Below are 15504 nucleotides of genomic sequence, written 5' to 3' on the forward strand. Positions count from 1 at the left end.
CATACAATGTGAAAGGGGCTTGGAAGGATGAAAACAGACATTGAGATCGCCCAGGCGGCGGAGATGCTGCCCATCGGGCAGATCGCCCGTCAGGTGGGCCTGGATGAGGACAAGCTGGAGTACTATGGGAAGTATAAGGCCAAGGTGGACACCCTGGCCCTGCGGGACGCGCCCCGGAAGGGCAAGCTCATCCTGGTGACGGCCATCAACCCCACCCCGGCAGGGGAGGGCAAGACCACCACCAGCGTGGGCCTGGGCGACGCCCTCCACCGGCTGGGGAAAAATGCCGTCCTGGCCCTGCGGGAGCCCTCCCTGGGCCCCGTCTTCGGTGTGAAGGGCGGGGCCGCCGGCGGCGGGTACGCCCAGGTCGTGCCCATGGAGGACATCAACCTCCACTTCACCGGCGACTTCCACGCCATCGGCGCGGCCAACAACCTCCTTTCCGCCATGCTGGACAACCACATCCAGCAGGGCAACGCCCTGGACATTGACGTCCGGCGCATCACCTGGAGGCGGTGCGTGGACATGAACGACCGGCAGCTGCGGAACATCGTCTGCGGCCTGGGCGGCAAGGTCAACGGCGTCCCCAGAGAGGACGGCTTCGACATCACCGTGGCCAGCGAGATCATGGCGGTGCTGTGCCTGGCCTCCGACCTCGTGGATTTGAAGGCCCGGCTGGGCCGCATGGTGGTGGCCTACAACCGCTCCGGCGAGCCGGTGTACTGCTCCGACCTGAAGGCCCAGGGGGCCATGACCGCCCTGCTCAAGGACGCCATCCGGCCCAATCTGGTCCAGACCCTGGAGCACACCCCCGCCCTCATCCACGGCGGCCCCTTTGCTAACATCGCCCACGGATGCAACTCGGTGGCGGCCACCGACACCGCCCTGAAGCTGGGGGACTATGTGGTCACCGAGGCCGGCTTCGGCGCTGACCTGGGGGCAGAGAAGTTCCTGGACATCAAGTGCCGGGCGGCGGGGCTCACCCCCGACGCGGTGGTCATCGTGGCCACGGTCCGGGCCCTCAAGCACCACGGCGGCTGCCCCAAGGCCGCCCTGGGCAGCGAGGACCTCTCCGCCCTGGAAAAGGGCCTGCCCAACCTCCTCAAGCACGTGGAGAACATCACCAAGGTGTACGGCCTCCCCGCCGTGGTGGCCATCAACCAGTTTGACAGCGACACCGACGCCGAGATCGCCATGATCCGGGACGCCTGTGGGAAGTACGGCGTCCGGGTGGCCCTGAGCCAGGTGTGGGCCAAGGGCGGCGAAGGCGGCGAGGAGCTGGCCCGGGAGGTCCTGCGCATCATCGACGAGGCCAAGCCTGACTTCCATTTCGCCTATGAGAGCGCGGCCCCCCTCACGGACAAGATCGAGGCGGTGGCCCGGAAGGTCTACGGCGCCGACGGGGTGGACTACGCCCCTGCCGCCGCCAAGGAGCTCCAGCGCCTCACCGAGCTGGGCTACGGCAACCTGCCGGTATGCATGGCCAAGACCCAGTACTCCCTGTCCGACGACGCCGGAAAGCTGGGGGCCCCCACCGGCTTCCGCATCAAGGTCCAGAAGGTGAAGGTCTCCGCCGGCGCCGGTTTCGTGGTGGTCCTCACCGGCGACATCATGACCATGCCCGGCCTGCCCAAGGTCCCCGCCGCCGAGCACATCGACGTGGACGAAAACGGCGTCATCACCGGTCTGTTCTGAGTCTGACAAAGCAATGACAAGCGTGGACGCCATGCGTCCACGCTTGTTTTTTGTTCCGGGATAGGGACATCCTCCTTCGACGCGGAGGGGACTTGTGCCAAGTATACAAAACCTACCGGTTTGGAGGGCAATATTTGGGCTTGCCATCCCCCGGGGGACGTAGTACTATAAAAAGCGAAGAGTTTGATGCGGCTAATTCGCAGCCAAAGGACCGGCGCGAGTGCTAAAGGCAGGGAATGACAGATGGCGGCAGAGACAGTGAAAAAGGGCGGGACCCTGATGGACCTGGAGCCGGGACAGAGCGGCGTGATCCTGAAGGTGGGCAGCGACAAGGGGCCCGTGAAGCGCCGGCTTGTGGATATGGGGCTCACCCCCGGCACCATGATAACGGTGCGGAAGGTGGCCCCCTTCGGCGACCCCATTGAGGTGAATATCCGGGGCTATGAGCTCTCCCTACGGAAGGAGGATGCGGCGCAGATCGCCGTGACCACCAGCCGGGAGGAGACCGACGCCCGGCATCAGGAGCGCCACCGGCGGCGGCAGGCCGCCCAGCAGTCCCCGGACGAGGCCACACGGAAGAAGATGGAGGCCGCCCACGCCCATGAGAAGGAGCACCACGGCGGCGTGCCCGACTACGCCAGCCATGACACCCGGGAGATGAAGCTGGCCCTGGTGGGGAACCCAAACTGCGGTAAGACGACCCTCTTCAACGCCCTCACGGGTTCCAACCAGTATGTGGGCAACTGGCCCGGCGTGACGGTGGAGAAGAAGGAGGGCAGGGCCTCAGTGGACGGCAAGCCGGTGACCATTGTGGACCTGCCGGGCATCTACTCCCTCTCCCCCTACTCCATGGAGGAGATCGTGGCCCGGGACTTCATCGTGGGGGAACACCCCGACGCCATCATCGACATCGTGGACGCCACCAACATCGAGCGCAATCTCTACCTCACCGCCCAGCTTCTGGAGCTGGAGCGGCCCATGGTGGTGGCCCTCAATTTCATGGACGAGGTGGAAAAGCACGGGGACCGCATCGACGTGGAGCGGCTCTCCCGGGAGCTGGGGGTGCCGGTTATCCCCATTACCGCCCGCTCTGGGGAAAACGTGGAGGAGATGCTCCGGGTGGCCCACCGGCAGATGCACATCGGCGTGACGGTGGAGCCCGACGACCTCTATGACGACTATACCCACCGCATCCACCATCAGGTGGGCGAGCTCATCCATGACCGGGCCTACGAGGTGGGCCTGCCCGCCCACTGGTCCTCCATCAAGCTCATTGAGGGGGACGCCCTGGTAGAGGAGGCCCTGGGCCTGGACGAAAAAACGAAAAAGTGGCTGGACGCCATCTGCCGGGACTACGAGAGCGCCTATGCTCTGGGAGACCGGGAGACCCTCATCGCCGACAGCCGGTACCAGTTCATTCAGCGGGTGGTGGAGGCGTCGGTGGTGCGGGGGCAGCCCCACGACGCCCTCACCCTCTCCGACAAGATCGATTCCATCGTCACCAACAAATATCTGGCCATCCCCGTCTTCCTCCTCATGATGCTGGCCATGTTCGCCATCACCTTCGGCCCCGTGGGCTCCTTCCTCTCGGATGGGGTGGAGTATCTGGTGGGGGAGGTCTTCGCCGGCTGGGTGGCCTCGGCCCTGACAGCCGCCCAGGTGGCCCCCTGGGTGGAGTCCCTGCTGGTGGACGGCGTCATCTCCGGCGTGGGAGGCGTGCTCACCTTCCTGCCTCAGATCGCCCTCCTCTTCCTGTTCCTCTCCATTTTGGAGGACTCGGGCTACATGGCCCGGGCCGCCTTTATCATGGACCGGCTGCTGCGGCGGTTCGGCCTCTCGGGCAAAGCCTTCATCCCCATGCTCATGGGCTTCGGCTGCACCGTCCCCGCCGTCATGGGGGCCCGGACCATGGAGAATGAAAAGGACCGGCGCATGACCATCATGCTGGTGCCCTTCATGTCCTGCTCGGCCCGGCTGCCGGTGTACGGCCTGATGTCCGCCGCCTTCTTCCCCAGATACAGCGGTCTGGTGGTCTTCTCCCTCTATGTCATCGGCATCCTGTTCGCCATCGTCTCCGGCGTCATCCTCAAAAAGACCATGTTCCAGGGGGAGCCCGCCGCCTTCCTGCTGGAGCTGCCCCCCTACCGTCTGCCCACCTTCCAAAACTGCGCCATGCATGTGTGGGAGAAGGTCCGGGGCTTCCTGGTGAAGGCGGGCACCCTCATCCTGGCCATGAGCGTGGTCCTCTGGTTCCTCCAGAGCTTCGGCCCCGGCTTTGCCATGGTGGAGGACGCCTCGGACTCCTTCCTGGGGCTGGTGGGCGGCTTCATCGCCCCCGTCCTCCGCCCCCTGGGCTTCGGCACCTGGCAGGCGGCGGTGGCCCTCCTCTCCGGTCTCATCGCCAAGGAGGCGGTGGTCTCCTCCATGAGCATGTTCTACGGCTTCTCCCTGGGGGCCAGCGGCGCGGTGGTGGCCTCCGCCCTCTCCGGCACCTTCCAGACCCCGGTGGCGGCCTACGCCTTCCTGGTCTTCGTGCTGCTCTACGTCCCCTGTGTGGCGGCGGTGTCCACCATCCACAAGGAGATGAACTCCGCCAAGTGGACCCTCCGCTCCGTGCTCTGGCAGATCGGGGCGGCCTACCTGGGGTCCTTCCTGGTCTACCAGATCGGCAGCCTGATCGTGGGCTGAAAGGAGCGCGCCATGAAGTATGTCATCTACGCCGCCGTGGCTCTGCTCATCCTGTGGGCGGTGGTCTATCTGGTCCGCCACGTCCGGCGGCAGCTCCGGGGCGAGTGCGGCTGCGGCGGCGGGAGCTGCGGCGGCGACTGCGCCGCCTGCGGAAAGAGCTGCGGAAAGCGGAAATAGGAAAAGGAGGTCCCTGCCCATATCGGGCAGGGACCTCGTTTGGTATCTCACTCCAGCGCATGCCGGCTGCGGACCAGCTCAATGGCCTCCTTGCCGGAGAGGTGCTCCACCGCCACCTCCACCATGGCCACGCCGGGCAGCTCCCTGCGGATGATCTCCTCTCGGTGCTCCGGGGGATCGTCGGGGGCGTAGCGCAGGGCCAGCTTTTCCAGGGCCTCCCGGAACTCCGCCGGGTCCTCCAGGATTCTGGCCTTTCCAAAGAGAATGACACTGCGGAAGTAGGTGGTGTACTCTGGGGGGACCACCTGGTCCCGGTCCACCACGCAGAAGGAGACCCTGGGGTCCTTCCGGATGGCGTCCAGCTTGTGGCCGGAGCGGGCGCAGTGGAACCAGAGCCTCCCGTCCTCATAGAAATAGCTCAGGGGGACGGCGTAGGGATAGCCGTCGTCGCCGTGGACAGCCAGCACCCCGGAGGTGCCGCGGTCCAGCACCGCCAGACACTCCTCCCGGGAGAGGACCTGATTTTTTCGTCTCATAGCACGAAACATGCGGAAAAACCACCTTTCTGTCTTTACTCTGTGGACCAGTTATACCACGGCGGAGGAAATTTTGCAAGGTGGGAGGGCCGGCACTGGACAGGACCGGCCCGGTGGGGTATGATAAGGCATCAGAAGAAAGGCGGGAGTGCGTTGATGAGCCAGAACGGGACATGCTATATCGTGGGTGCGGGGGAATTCTATGACCGGAGCTTCACGCCGGGGGAAGGGGATCTGGTCATCGCCGCCGACGGGGGCTTCGGGACTCTGTCGGACCGGGGGACGGCCATGGACCTGGTGGTGGGGGACTTTGACTCCATGGGCTTCCGGCCCGACCACCCCAATGTGGTGGACCTGCCGGTGGAAAAGGACGACACCGACATGATGGCCGCCATCCGGCTGGGCTGGGAACGGGGCTACCGGACCTACCGGCTCTACGGTGGCACCGGGGGCCGGGTGGACCACACTCTGGCCAACCTGCAAGGGCTGGTCTGGATCTCCAGACGGGGCGGGCGGGGCTTCCTGGTGGGGGAGAACTGGACCGCCGCGGCCATCACCGACGGCGAGATGACCTTTTCCAACCGCCACAGGGGCTTCCTCTCTGTCTTCTGCCAGGGGGACCGGGCGGAAGGGGTGACCCTGGAGGGTCTCAAGTACCCCCTGAAGGACGCCGTCCTCACCTGTGATTTTCCACTGGGTGTGAGCAATGAGTTCACCGGCGCGGAGAGCCGGGCGGCGGTCCGGAAGGGGACGTTGCTTCTAGTGTGGTACGACTGAGAACAGGGCGGGCGGGACCGGATGGTCCCACCCGCCCTGTTTGTTGGCAGAGGTATGGGTTTGCGGCGGAATAGAACTGGTCAGCAGTCACGGGATGAGCTTTCACGGTGTGTCTCGCCCTCCCGGAGCATATTGGTGTGGATGTCCAGGACGGACTGGGCGGCATCCTCCAGGTCCTTGACGTCCTCCATGTGATCGACCAGATCAGTCTGGAGCAGGTCGCCGTAGTCCTTGCGGCCTTTGTAGACCAATTTGAGGAGGATGGGGGTGACGATGGTGGTGGCGGCCACCATGATGACCACTGGACCGAAGTATGTGGCGGTCATCAGGCCGGTGGCGATGCCCTTGTTGGCCACGATGAGGGCCACCTCGCCTCTGGAGATCATACCCACACCGATCTGGACGCACTCCCGGTTGGTGTAGCGGCACAGCTTGGCGCCCAGGCCGCAGCCCACGATTTTGGAGACGATGGCCCATACCATCAGAAGAACGGAGAAGAGGACGATGGAAAGGGTCATGTGGGGCAGTACCACCTTGGCGCCGATACTGGCAAAGAAGCAGGGGGAGAGGAGCATGTCGGAGAGCCCTTCGCACTTGGAGGCAATATAAGTGGTGCGGTTGGTGTTGGAGATGATGACGCCGGCCACATAGGCGCCGGTGATGTCGGCCACGCCGAACCACACCTCTGCAATATAGGCGCAGAGCATGCAGAAGGCCAGGGAGAGGACGGCATAGCGGCGGCGGTCCCGACCAGGGCCGCCGGTGAGCCGGTCCACCAGCCTGTGGGCCGCCATCCCGCCCACCAGGGCCAGCACGAAGAAGGCGGCGATCTTCAGTAGTACGGTGAAGATACTCACGGTGGGATCGGCCATGCTGGTGATGAGGGTGAGGCCCACGATGCCCAGTACGTCGTCGATGAGGGCGGCGCCCAGGATGGCGTTGCCCGAGCGAGTGGACAGCCGGCCCATCTCCCGCAGAGTCTCCACAGTGATGCTCACCGAGGTGGCGGTGAGGATGACGCCGATGAAGAGATGCTGGAGCAGAAATTCCTTGCCGGGGTGGAAGAGGGCGGCCAGGGCCGTGCCACCGGCCAGAGGGACCAGCACGCCGATGAGGGCGATGAGAAAGGCGGGCCCGCCGGATTTTTTCAGCTCCTTCACGTCGGTCTCCAGACCGGCGGTGAACATGAGCACGATGACCCCCAGCTCGGAGAGTTCATTGAGAAACTCGGTCTCCCGCAAAAGCCCCAGACAGGCCGGACCCAGGATCAGGCCGGCCAGCAGCGCCCCCACCACCTGGGGCATGGCGATGCGCTTGGTGGCCATACCCAGCAGCTTGGTGGCCGCCAGGATGATGGCTACACTCAGAATAAAATCATAGGATTCCATGATACACCGCTCCACTTTCTCTAAAAAATAGATTCTCCGCAGGGCGCTGCTTGTACAGAGCACCTTCGGAGAACGGAGGTAATTCTACACCTGTCTGTCGGAAAAAATCAAGGGTCGGACGGGACGTAGCCGGAAACATTGTTGGAACGAACAAATGGAAGGGCTTGTTCACGAGCAGATTGTGGACAACCAGCCAAGGTCGGACAATTTCTGCTTGCAATGGGGAGAGACATCCAGTATACTGAGGATGTTAGGAATATGGTTCGGATGATGGCATCGGGAGAGACCGCTTCGGCGGCGCCGAAGGGGAGCGGCAAGAACTCTCAGGCAAAAGTACCGATGCCGGACGAGACTCCGAAGACCAAAGGGGCCCAGGCCCCGGCGGACCGAAGAAGCAATCTGCCCCGACGGGGCGGAGAATCTTTCAGGTGAGAAGACGGAGGCGTGCCTTTGTTTGGCGCGCCTCCGTTTCCTGTTTTTTGTCCTACCAATTTTCAGAAAGAAGGGATCGCCAATGGAAAAAAAGACGCCGCTTTACGACCGCCATGAGGCGCTGGGCGGCAAGATCGTCCCCTTTGCGGGCTATCTGCTGCCGGTCCAGTATCCCACCGGCGTCATCGCCGAGCACATGGCCGTCCGCACCGCCGCCGGGCTCTTCGACGTCTCCCACATGGGAGAGCTGGTCTTTACCGGCCCGGACGCCCTCCAAAACCTCAACCATATGCTCACCAACGACTTCACCGGCATGGCCGACGGTCAGGTCCGCTACTCCCCCATGTGCAACGACGCCGGGGGCTGCGTGGATGACCTCATCGTCTACAAGGTCCGGGAGGAGACCTATCTGGTGGTGGTCAACGCCGCCAACAAGGATAAGGACGCCGCCTGGATGGCGGAGCACCTGACCGGAGCTTGCAGGATGAAAGACATCTCGGAGACCGTGGCCCAGGTGGCCCTCCAGGGACCAAAATCCAAGGAGATCCTGCTGAAGCTGGTGGGAGAGGAGGACCTGCCCAAGAAGTATTACAGCTTTGTCCCCGCGGTCATGGTGGGGGGCATCCGCTGCCTCGTCTCCCGGACCGGCTACACCGGGGAATTTGGCTACGAGCTCTACTGCGCCGCCGGGGAGGGCCCCGCCCTGTGGGACCTGCTGCTGGAGACGGGGAAGGAAGCGGGCCTCATCCCCTGCGGCCTGGGGGCCCGGGATACCCTGCGTCTGGAGGCCGCCATGCCCCTCTACGGCCATGAGCTCACCGACGACATCGGCCCCCTGGAGGCGGGGCTGGACTTTGCCATCAAGCTGGGCAAGGAGGATTTCATCGGCAAGGCCGGCCTGGAGAGCCGACTGCCCCTGACCAAGGTCCGTGTGGGCCTGGAGGTCACCGGTCGGGGGATCGTCCGGGAGCACCAGGACATCTATATTGGGGACCGGCTAGCGGGACAGACTACCTCCGGTACCCACGCCCCCTTCCTGGGGAAGGCCATCGCCATGGCCTATCTCTCCCCGGAGGACGCCGTTGAGGGCAAGCAGGTGGAGGTGGACGTCCGGGGCCGCCGGGTGGCCTGCAAGGTGGTCCCCCTGCCCTTCTACAAACGCTGAACCGGAAGATCAGCCATCGTTATTTTATATTAGGAGGAATTTATGATGAATACCCCTGAGCATCTCAGCTACACCAAATCCCACGAGTGGGTCCTTTTTGCCGCGGACGGAAGCGCCAAGGTGGGCCTCACCGACCACGCCCAGGACGCCCTGGGCGACCTGGTCTTCGTCAATCTGCCCCAGGTGGGGGACGCCCTCACCTGCGGCGAGGCATTGGGCGACGTGGAGTCGGTGAAGGCCGTCTCCGACGTATACAGCCCGGTGAGCGGCACCGTGAAGGCGGTCAATGAGGATCTGCTGGATGCCCCCGAGGCCATCAATGCCGACCCCTACGGCGCCTGGCTGGTGGAGGTGGAGGATATCACCGACCGGGAGGAGCTGCTGGACGCCGCCGCCTACGAGGCCCACTGCGCCCAGGAGGGCTGAGCCCGTCCAACATACGGAAAGGAGCTGATCCAAGGATATGGGAAGCTATCAGCCATCCACCCAGGCGGAGCGACAGGCCATGCTGGAGGCCGTCGGCTGCCGCAGCATGGATGATCTCTACGCCCAGGTGCCGGCGGAGATGCGCGTGGAGCAGCTGGACCTGCCCGAGGGCGGGAGCGAGCTGGAGGTCCGGCGGACCCTGGAGGGCATCGCCGCCAAAAATATGGTCTTCCCCTCGGTCTTCCGGGGGGCGGGGGCCTACAAGCACTATATCCCCGCCATCGTCAAAAGCGTGACCAGCAAGGAGACCTTTGTCACCTCCTACACCCCCTATCAGGCCGAACTCTCTCAGGGGGTGCTTCAGTCCATTTTTGAATACCAGACCATGATCTGCGCTCTCACCGGCATGGACGCCGCCAACGCCTCTGTCTATGACGGCCCCTCCGCCGCCGCCGAGGCCGTGGCCATGTGCCGGGACCGGAAGCGGAGCACCGTCCTCATTTCGGCTGCCGCCCATCCCATGGTCCGCCGGACGGTGGAGACCTATTGCTTCGGCAGCGGCATGGAGGTGAAGACCGTCCCCATGAAAAATGGCTTCACCGACGCCCAGGCCCTCGCCGACCTCCTGGACGACACGGTGGCCTGCTTCTATCTCCAGCAGCCCAACTACTATGGCCGCATCGAGTCGGCCCAGGCCCTGGGAGAGGCCGCCCACGCCGCCGGGGCCAAGTTCATCATGGGGGTCAACCCCATCGCCATGGCCGTGCTCAAGACCCCGGGGGAGTGCGGCGCCGACATCGCCGTGGGCGAGGGGCAGCCCCTGGGCATGCCCCTGAGCTTCGGCGGACCCTATCTGGGCTTCATGGCGGCCACTGCTGCCCTCACCCGGAAGCTGCCCGGCCGCATCGTGGGCGAGACCACCGACCACGACGGACGGCGGGCCTATGTGCTCACCCTCCAGGCCCGGGAGCAGCACATCCGCCGGGAGAAGGCGTCCTCCAACGTCTGCTCTAACCAGGCCCTCTGCGCCATGACGGCTGCCGTCTACCTGGCCGCCATGGGGCCCGACGGCCTGCGGCAGGCCGCCGAGAGCTGCATGGCCCACGCCCGGTATACCGCCGAGCGGGTGTGCGCAGTACCCGGCTTTGACATGGTCTATCCCGGCCCCTACTTCCATGAGTTCGTCACCACCTGCCCCTGCAAGCCGGAAAAGCTGCTCGATGGTCTGGCCTGCTGGGGCATCCTGGGCCCCCTCCCCCTGGAGGACGGCAACCTGCTGTGGTGCGCTACGGAGATGAACGCCAGGAACGAGATCGACGCCCTGGAACAGGCCATTCGGGAGGTGGTATGAGTGGAACTGCTGTTTGAAAAAAGCCGCAAGGGCCGCCGCTGCGACCTGCTGCCCCCCCTGGACGTGCCCCCCGCCCACCTGATGGAGGGCACAAAACGGGAGAGCCCTCTGGAGCTGCCTGATCTCTCCGAGGTGGATCTGGCCCGGCACTACTCTGCCCTGGAGCGCCGGGCCCACGGGGTGAACAATGGCTTCTATCCCCTGGGCTCCTGCACCATGAAGTACAACCCCCGGCTCAACGAGGAGCTCGCCGCCCTGCCCGGCTTCACCGGGGTCCATCCCACCCAGAGCGCCGACACCGCCCAGGGCTGTCTGGAGGTCCTCTATCTGGCCGAGGAGCTGCTGTGCGAGATCACCGGCATGGAGGCCATGACCTTCCAGCCCGCCGCCGGGGCCCACGGGGAGTTCACCGCCCTGCTGATGGTGAAGAAATACCATCTGGACCGGGGGGACACCGCCCGGACCAAGATCCTGGTCCCGGACTCCGCCCACGGCACCAACCCGGCCTCCGCCGCCATGTGCGGCTTCACCGTGGTCAACGTGCCCTCCAACCCGGAGGGAGGCGTGGACCTGGAGGCTCTGCGGGCGGCAGCCGGTCCCGACACCGCCGCCCTCATGCTCACCAATCCCAACACCCTGGGGCTCTTTGACCCCAATATTCTGGAGATCACCCAGATCGTCCACGACGCCGGCGGACTGTGCTACTATGACGGGGCCAACCTCAACGCCGTCATGGGCGTGGTCCGGCCCGGAGATATGGGCTTCGATCTGGTCCATTTGAACCTCCACAAGACCTTCTCCACCCCCCACGGCGGCGGCGGGCCCGGCTCCGGCCCTGTGGGCTGTAAGAGTTTTTTGCGGGACTTCCTGCCCCTGTTCCATGTGGAGGAGGGGGCCGACGGCCTGGAATTCCAGCATCCGGCCAAGAGCATCGGCAGCGTCAAGGGCTTTTACGGCAACTTCACCGTAGTGGTGAAGGCCCTCAGCTATATCCTCACCCTGGGGGCCCAGGGCATCCCCGAGGCCGCCAAGGGGGCGGTGCTCAACGCCAACTACCTGCGGGAGCAGCTGCGGGGGACCTATGACATCGCCTACGGCGACGGCCCCTGCATGCACGAGTTCGTGCTTACCCTCCGTGACCTCAAAAAGGAGACCGGAGTCTCCGCCATGGACGTGGCCAAGGCCCTCATCGACCACGGCATCCACCCGCCCACCATGTATTTCCCCCTCATTGTGGAGGAGGCCCTCATGTTTGAGCCCACCGAGACCGAGTCCCGGGAGACCCTGGACGAGGCGGCGGCGGTGCTCAGAAGCATCCGTGCTCAGGCTGACGCCGACCCGGAGGCCCTCCACACCGCCCCCCACACCACGCCCATCGGACGACCCGACGAGGTCAAGGCCGCCCGTCACCCGGTGCTGCGGTACAGGCCGCCGGAGGGCGAGGCATGAGCTGGGACCTCATCGTCATCGGCGGCGGCCCCGGCGGCTATACCGCCGCCATCCGGGCCGCCCAGCTGGGGCTGCACACCGCTCTGGTGGAGCGGGACGCCATGGGCGGCACCTGCCTCAACCGGGGGTGCATCCCCACCAAAGCCCTCATCCATGCTGCCGAGCGGTATGAGGAGCTGCTGACCTGCGACACCTTCGGCCTGCGGACGGAGGGGGTCTCCTTTGACTACCCGGCTATGTGCGAGCGCCGGGACCAGGTGGTGGGCCAGCTCCGGGACGGCGTGGAGCGCCTTTTGAAGGGCAACAAGGTGGAGCGCATCACCGGTACCGCCTGTATCCTGGGCCCCGGACGGGTCCGGGTGGGGGAAGAGGTGCTGGAGGGGACCCACATCCTCGTCGCCGTGGGGGCCCGTCCCGCCCTGCCCCCGGTGCCCGGGCTGGACGGGCCCGGGGTCCTCACCAGCGACGACCTCCTCACCGGAGCTCGATTCTATCCCAAACTTGCCATCCTCGGCGGCGGGGTCATCGGTATGGAATTTGCCGGGCTCTACCGGACCTTGGGGGCGGAGGTCACCGTGCTGGAGGCCATGGACCGGGTGCTCCCCACCCTGGACCGGGAGCTCTCTCAAAGTCTGAGCATGCTCATGAAGAAGCGGGGCGTGAAGCTGTGTACCGGCGCCCGCCTGGAGCGGGTGGAGCGGGGCCCCGACGGCCTGGTCTGCACCTATACTGTGAAGGAGAAGACCGAATGTATCACAGCCGACGCCCTGCTGGTGGCCGCCGGACGCCGGGCCAACACCGAAGGGCTGTGTGCCCCGGAGGTGGACCTGGGCCTGGACCGGGGGGCTATCCCCGTGGATGACCGATTCCAGACCTGCGTCCCCGGCATCTATGCCATCGGCGACGTGGTGAAGGGCGGCATCCAGCTGGCCCATGTCGCCGCTGCCCAGGGGATCAACGCCGTGAGCATGCTGGCGGGGAAGGAGCCGCCCATGGACCTCTCCGTGGTGCCCTCCTGCGTCTATGTCCGCCCGGAGATGGCCGCCGTGGGCCGCACCGAAGCCCAGTGTAAGGAGGCGGGCATCCCTGTCAAAACGGCCAAATACCTGACCGGGAGCAACAGCCGCAGCGTCATCGCCGACGCGGGCCGGGGCTTTATCAAGGTGGTTTACCACGGGGAGACCGGCATGGTGCTGGGGGCACAGCTCCTGTGCGAACGGGCCACCGACCTGGTGGGGGCCTTTGCCTCCGCCATCTCCAGGGGGGAGAATCTGGAGGATATGGCCAGGGTGATCCGGGCCCACCCAACCTTCGCTGAGGCTGTCGGCGAGGCGGCGGAGGCCGGCCTGGGCCTGAGCATCCACCAGCTCAACCGATAGAAATGGACAAAAAGGGCCGTTCGGCATGCCGAACGGCCCTTTTTCTGTCAGTTTGGGGTAAACAGCTGGTCCACCGTGGTCCCCAGGACCTGGGCCAGCCGGAAGGCCAGGGCCAGGGTGGGGTCGTACTTATTGTTCTCGATGGCGTTGATGGTCTGGCGGGAGACGCCGCAGGTCCTGGCCAGCTCGCCCTGGGAGAGGGCGAGCCCCTCCCGCAGGGCCTTGATCCGATTTTCCATGCTCAGCCCCCCAGCCTGGCGCGGTGGTAGAGCAGGAAGACGAAGTAGAGGGTGGCGAGGACGGCCAGCAGGGTAAAGGGGTTGATGCTCTGGTAGCCGCGCAGGAAATTGAGGGCCACCCGGAGGATCAGATAGCCGGCGACACCGGCCAGGGTGGAGGCGCTGGCCTTCCAGACGATGAGCTGCCGCCGCTCATCTCCCGGACGGATGAGTGAGACCACCAGGGCGATGTCCAGGGCGGCGATGCCGAGCAGAAGCAGCAGGAACAGCCCATGGCCGATAGGATGGAGCAGATGCATAACGGAGCCTCCCTTCCAAATATAGATGGCAGTATGTCAAATTCTTTTGACATGTTGAGCATAGCAGACCGGGAGAAATGTGTCAAGAGTTTTTTACACTATTTGCAAATGGCCGGGAGCGTGGTACACTCAGTGGGAACAAACGGAACTGTGAGGAGTGTGGCGCATATGGCGGAAAAGGGACGGTTTGCCCCCAGTCCCAGCGGGCGGATGCACCTGGGAAATCTGTTTTCCTTCTATCTGGCCTGGCTGGATGCCCGGTCGGTGGGGGGACGTGTGGTCCTGCGGATGGAGGATCTGGACCCGGACCGCACCGGGCAGCCGTGGACGGAGCAGATCGTGGAGGACCTGGGCTGGCTGGGGCTGGACTGGGACGAGGGCTATGGGGTCGGAGGGCCGGATGGGCCCTACTGCCAGCGGGAGCGTACCCACCTCTATGACGCCGCCTTTGCGGTCCTCCGGGCCAGGGAGGCGGTCTACCCCTGCTGGTGCAGCCGGGCCCAGCGGCTGGCGGCCTCGGCCCCCCATCCGGGGGAGGTGCGGGACCTGGGACGCTGCCCATGCCGGGACCTCTCACGGGCAGAGCGGGAGGCCAGGGCCATGGTGAAGGCGCCGGCCTGGAAGGCAGCCCTGCCCCACGAGACCGTCCGCTTCCGGGATCTCATCCAGGGGGAGCAGACCTTCGACCTGGCCTGGGACTGCGGCGACTTCATCCTCCGCCGGGCCGACGGGGTGTACGGCTATCAGCTGGCGGTGACGGTGGACGATGCCCTGATGGGTGTGACACGGGTGGTACGGGGCCGGGACCTGCTGGACTCCGCCGCCCGGCAGATCTGGCTGATGGAGCAGCTGGGCCATCGCCCGCCGGTCTATGCCCATGTGCCTTTGCTGATGGCGGAGGATGGCCGGCGACTCTCCAAGCGGGAGCGCGATTTGGATATGGGCGTCCTTCGGACCAGACACACGCCCGCATCGCTCCGGGCGCTGCTGCGGGGGCTGGCGGGCCTGGACGCTGTGGAGCAGGGGATAGAGGCGGATTTCATCAAAAAAGTGAAAAAAGATGACATAAAAGTAGATATATCAAAACTTATTTGAAAACTTTACATAGATTTTACAAAAGTTATACCGAAATTTGACACAGTATCCCTTGTAATTGCGCACAAAAGCTGGTAGGGTAGCAAGTGGGAATTGGTTTGGTTTTGCACAAGGATTTACAAAGCACAGCACACGCGATCGGTTTGGAAACAGCATTGCTCCTGTCCACTGCACAGCATATCTCACCACCGCGCCATTTGAAAGGGAGGGTAACCATGCAAGTGACAAAGAGACGTATTGTCCCCTTTATGCTTGTCCTGGCAGCGATCACCGGATTACTGATGACCACCGCTTTCGCCGAGGGCGAAGCCGAGTATGTGAGCAATTTCTTCGCGCAGCCCCTGGCTCTTCTGCCCCCTGTGCTGGCCATTGTGCTGGCCCTCATCACCAAGGAAGTGTATACATCCC

The 15504-nt window shown here is 64.7% G+C and carries 14 protein-coding genes, 1 pseudogene and 1 riboswitch; of the genes and pseudogenes, 11 read left to right on the plus strand and 4 right to left on the minus strand.

Going from position 1 to position 15504, the window contains the following annotated elements:
- Positions 1 to 27: 27 nt before the first annotated feature.
- The 3 genes from Q0Y09_RS02825 to Q0Y09_RS02835 all read left to right on the plus strand — a co-directional run bounded on the left by Q0Y09_RS02825 (position 28) and on the right by Q0Y09_RS02835 (position 4560).
- Positions 28 to 1695, plus strand: a complete 1668-nt coding sequence (locus Q0Y09_RS02825; protein WP_297717280.1) for a formate--tetrahydrofolate ligase — start codon at positions 28 to 30, stop codon at positions 1693 to 1695.
- 243 nt (positions 1696 to 1938) lie between these two features.
- Entirely contained in the window at positions 1939 to 4383 is a 2445-nt protein-coding gene (gene feoB / locus Q0Y09_RS02830; RefSeq protein ID WP_297717282.1) for a ferrous iron transport protein B, read from the plus strand.
- A 12-nt stretch (positions 4384 to 4395) separates the two neighbouring features.
- Positions 4396 to 4560: a FeoB-associated Cys-rich membrane protein gene (locus tag Q0Y09_RS02835; protein WP_297717285.1), complete on the plus strand. Its 165-nt coding sequence runs from the start codon at positions 4396 to 4398 to the stop codon at positions 4558 to 4560.
- A gap of 47 nt (positions 4561 to 4607) precedes the next feature.
- Here Q0Y09_RS02835 and Q0Y09_RS02840 read toward each other — a convergent pair whose 3' ends face one another.
- The gene (locus Q0Y09_RS02840) at positions 4608 to 5108 is read right to left on the minus strand and encodes a pyridoxamine 5'-phosphate oxidase family protein (RefSeq protein ID WP_297717289.1); all 501 of its coding nucleotides are present in this window, start codon (positions 5106 to 5108) and stop codon (positions 4608 to 4610) included.
- A gap of 144 nt (positions 5109 to 5252) precedes the next feature.
- Between Q0Y09_RS02840 and Q0Y09_RS02845 the strand changes: the two genes are divergently transcribed.
- Positions 5253 to 5873, plus strand: coding sequence for a thiamine diphosphokinase (locus tag Q0Y09_RS02845; RefSeq protein ID WP_297717292.1), 621 nt, complete (start codon positions 5253 to 5255; stop codon positions 5871 to 5873).
- An 80-nt stretch (positions 5874 to 5953) separates the two neighbouring features.
- On the opposite strand, the gene Q0Y09_RS02850 is transcribed toward Q0Y09_RS02845, so the two are convergent.
- Entirely contained in the window at positions 5954 to 7261 is a 1308-nt protein-coding gene (locus Q0Y09_RS02850) for a cation:proton antiporter (protein WP_297717295.1), read from the minus strand.
- Between the two features lie 267 nt (positions 7262 to 7528).
- Positions 7529 to 7610, plus strand: a riboswitch (glycine riboswitch).
- Positions 7611 to 7775: 165 nt separating this feature from the next.
- On the opposite strand from Q0Y09_RS02850, the gene gcvT reads away from it, so the two are divergent.
- The 5 genes from gcvT to lpdA are packed head-to-tail and all read left to right on the plus strand — an operon-like array spanning position 7776 to position 13463.
- Entirely contained in the window at positions 7776 to 8858 is a 1083-nt protein-coding gene (gene gcvT / locus Q0Y09_RS02855) for a glycine cleavage system aminomethyltransferase GcvT (protein WP_297717298.1), read from the plus strand.
- Between the two features lie 45 nt (positions 8859 to 8903).
- Positions 8904 to 9284, plus strand: a complete 381-nt coding sequence (gene gcvH, locus Q0Y09_RS02860) for a glycine cleavage system protein GcvH (protein WP_297717301.1) — start codon at positions 8904 to 8906, stop codon at positions 9282 to 9284.
- 37 nt (positions 9285 to 9321) lie between these two features.
- Positions 9322 to 10635 (plus strand): aminomethyl-transferring glycine dehydrogenase subunit GcvPA, encoded by a 1314-nt coding sequence (gene gcvPA / locus Q0Y09_RS02865; protein ID WP_297717304.1) that lies wholly within the window; start codon positions 9322 to 9324, stop codon positions 10633 to 10635.
- The gene (gene gcvPB, locus Q0Y09_RS02870; protein ID WP_297717307.1) at positions 10636 to 12084 is read left to right on the plus strand and encodes an aminomethyl-transferring glycine dehydrogenase subunit GcvPB; all 1449 of its coding nucleotides are present in this window, start codon (positions 10636 to 10638) and stop codon (positions 12082 to 12084) included. It abuts the gene before it with no gap.
- Positions 12081 to 13463, plus strand: coding sequence for a dihydrolipoyl dehydrogenase (gene lpdA, locus Q0Y09_RS02875; RefSeq protein WP_297717310.1), 1383 nt, complete (start codon positions 12081 to 12083; stop codon positions 13461 to 13463). The genes gcvPB and lpdA overlap by 4 nt, the downstream gene beginning before the upstream one ends.
- Before the next feature lie 47 nt (positions 13464 to 13510).
- On the opposite strand, the gene Q0Y09_RS02880 is transcribed toward lpdA, so the two are convergent.
- Entirely contained in the window at positions 13511 to 13702 is a 192-nt protein-coding gene (locus tag Q0Y09_RS02880; RefSeq protein ID WP_297717313.1) for a helix-turn-helix transcriptional regulator, read from the minus strand.
- Positions 13703 to 13704: 2 nt separating this feature from the next.
- Positions 13705 to 14001, minus strand: a complete 297-nt coding sequence (locus tag Q0Y09_RS02885) for a hypothetical protein (protein ID WP_297717319.1) — start codon at positions 13999 to 14001, stop codon at positions 13705 to 13707.
- A 168-nt stretch (positions 14002 to 14169) separates the two neighbouring features.
- Here Q0Y09_RS02885 and gluQRS point away from each other — a divergent pair, with 168 nt between their 5' ends.
- A complete protein-coding gene (gene gluQRS / locus Q0Y09_RS02890; RefSeq protein ID WP_297717322.1) occupies positions 14170 to 15096 on the plus strand; it encodes a tRNA glutamyl-Q(34) synthetase GluQRS in 927 nt (308 codons plus the stop codon).
- A gap of 215 nt (positions 15097 to 15311) precedes the next feature.
- Positions 15312 to 15504 (plus strand): annotated as a pseudogene (locus tag Q0Y09_RS02895) (Na+/H+ antiporter NhaC family protein); the annotation flags it as partial.

This window comes from Intestinimonas sp. (assembly GCF_026169115.1).
Lineage (GTDB): Bacteria > Bacillota > Clostridia > Oscillospirales > Oscillospiraceae > Intestinimonas.

Coding starts and splice junctions, on each gene's coding strand:
- Q0Y09_RS02825 (WP_297717280.1), top strand. CDS start 28: ATGAAAACAGACATTGAGATCGCCCAGGCGGCGGAGATGCTGCCCATC.
- feoB (WP_297717282.1), top strand. CDS start 1,939: ATGGCGGCAGAGACAGTGAAAAAGGGCGGGACCCTGATGGACCTGGAG.
- Q0Y09_RS02835 (WP_297717285.1), top strand. CDS start 4,396: ATGAAGTATGTCATCTACGCCGCCGTGGCTCTGCTCATCCTGTGGGCG.
- Q0Y09_RS02840 (WP_297717289.1), bottom strand. CDS start 5,108: ATGTTTCGTGCTATGAGACGAAAAAATCAGGTCCTCTCCCGGGAGGAG.
- Q0Y09_RS02845 (WP_297717292.1), top strand. CDS start 5,253: ATGAGCCAGAACGGGACATGCTATATCGTGGGTGCGGGGGAATTCTAT.
- Q0Y09_RS02850 (WP_297717295.1), bottom strand. CDS start 7,261: ATGGAATCCTATGATTTTATTCTGAGTGTAGCCATCATCCTGGCGGCC.
- gcvT (WP_297717298.1), top strand. CDS start 7,776: ATGGAAAAAAAGACGCCGCTTTACGACCGCCATGAGGCGCTGGGCGGC.
- gcvH (WP_297717301.1), top strand. CDS start 8,904: ATGAATACCCCTGAGCATCTCAGCTACACCAAATCCCACGAGTGGGTC.
- gcvPA (WP_297717304.1), top strand. CDS start 9,322: ATGGGAAGCTATCAGCCATCCACCCAGGCGGAGCGACAGGCCATGCTG.
- lpdA (WP_297717310.1), top strand. CDS start 12,081: ATGAGCTGGGACCTCATCGTCATCGGCGGCGGCCCCGGCGGCTATACC.
- Q0Y09_RS02880 (WP_297717313.1), bottom strand. CDS start 13,702: ATGGAAAATCGGATCAAGGCCCTGCGGGAGGGGCTCGCCCTCTCCCAG.
- Q0Y09_RS02885 (WP_297717319.1), bottom strand. CDS start 14,001: ATGCATCTGCTCCATCCTATCGGCCATGGGCTGTTCCTGCTGCTTCTG.
- gluQRS (WP_297717322.1), top strand. CDS start 14,170: ATGGCGGAAAAGGGACGGTTTGCCCCCAGTCCCAGCGGGCGGATGCAC.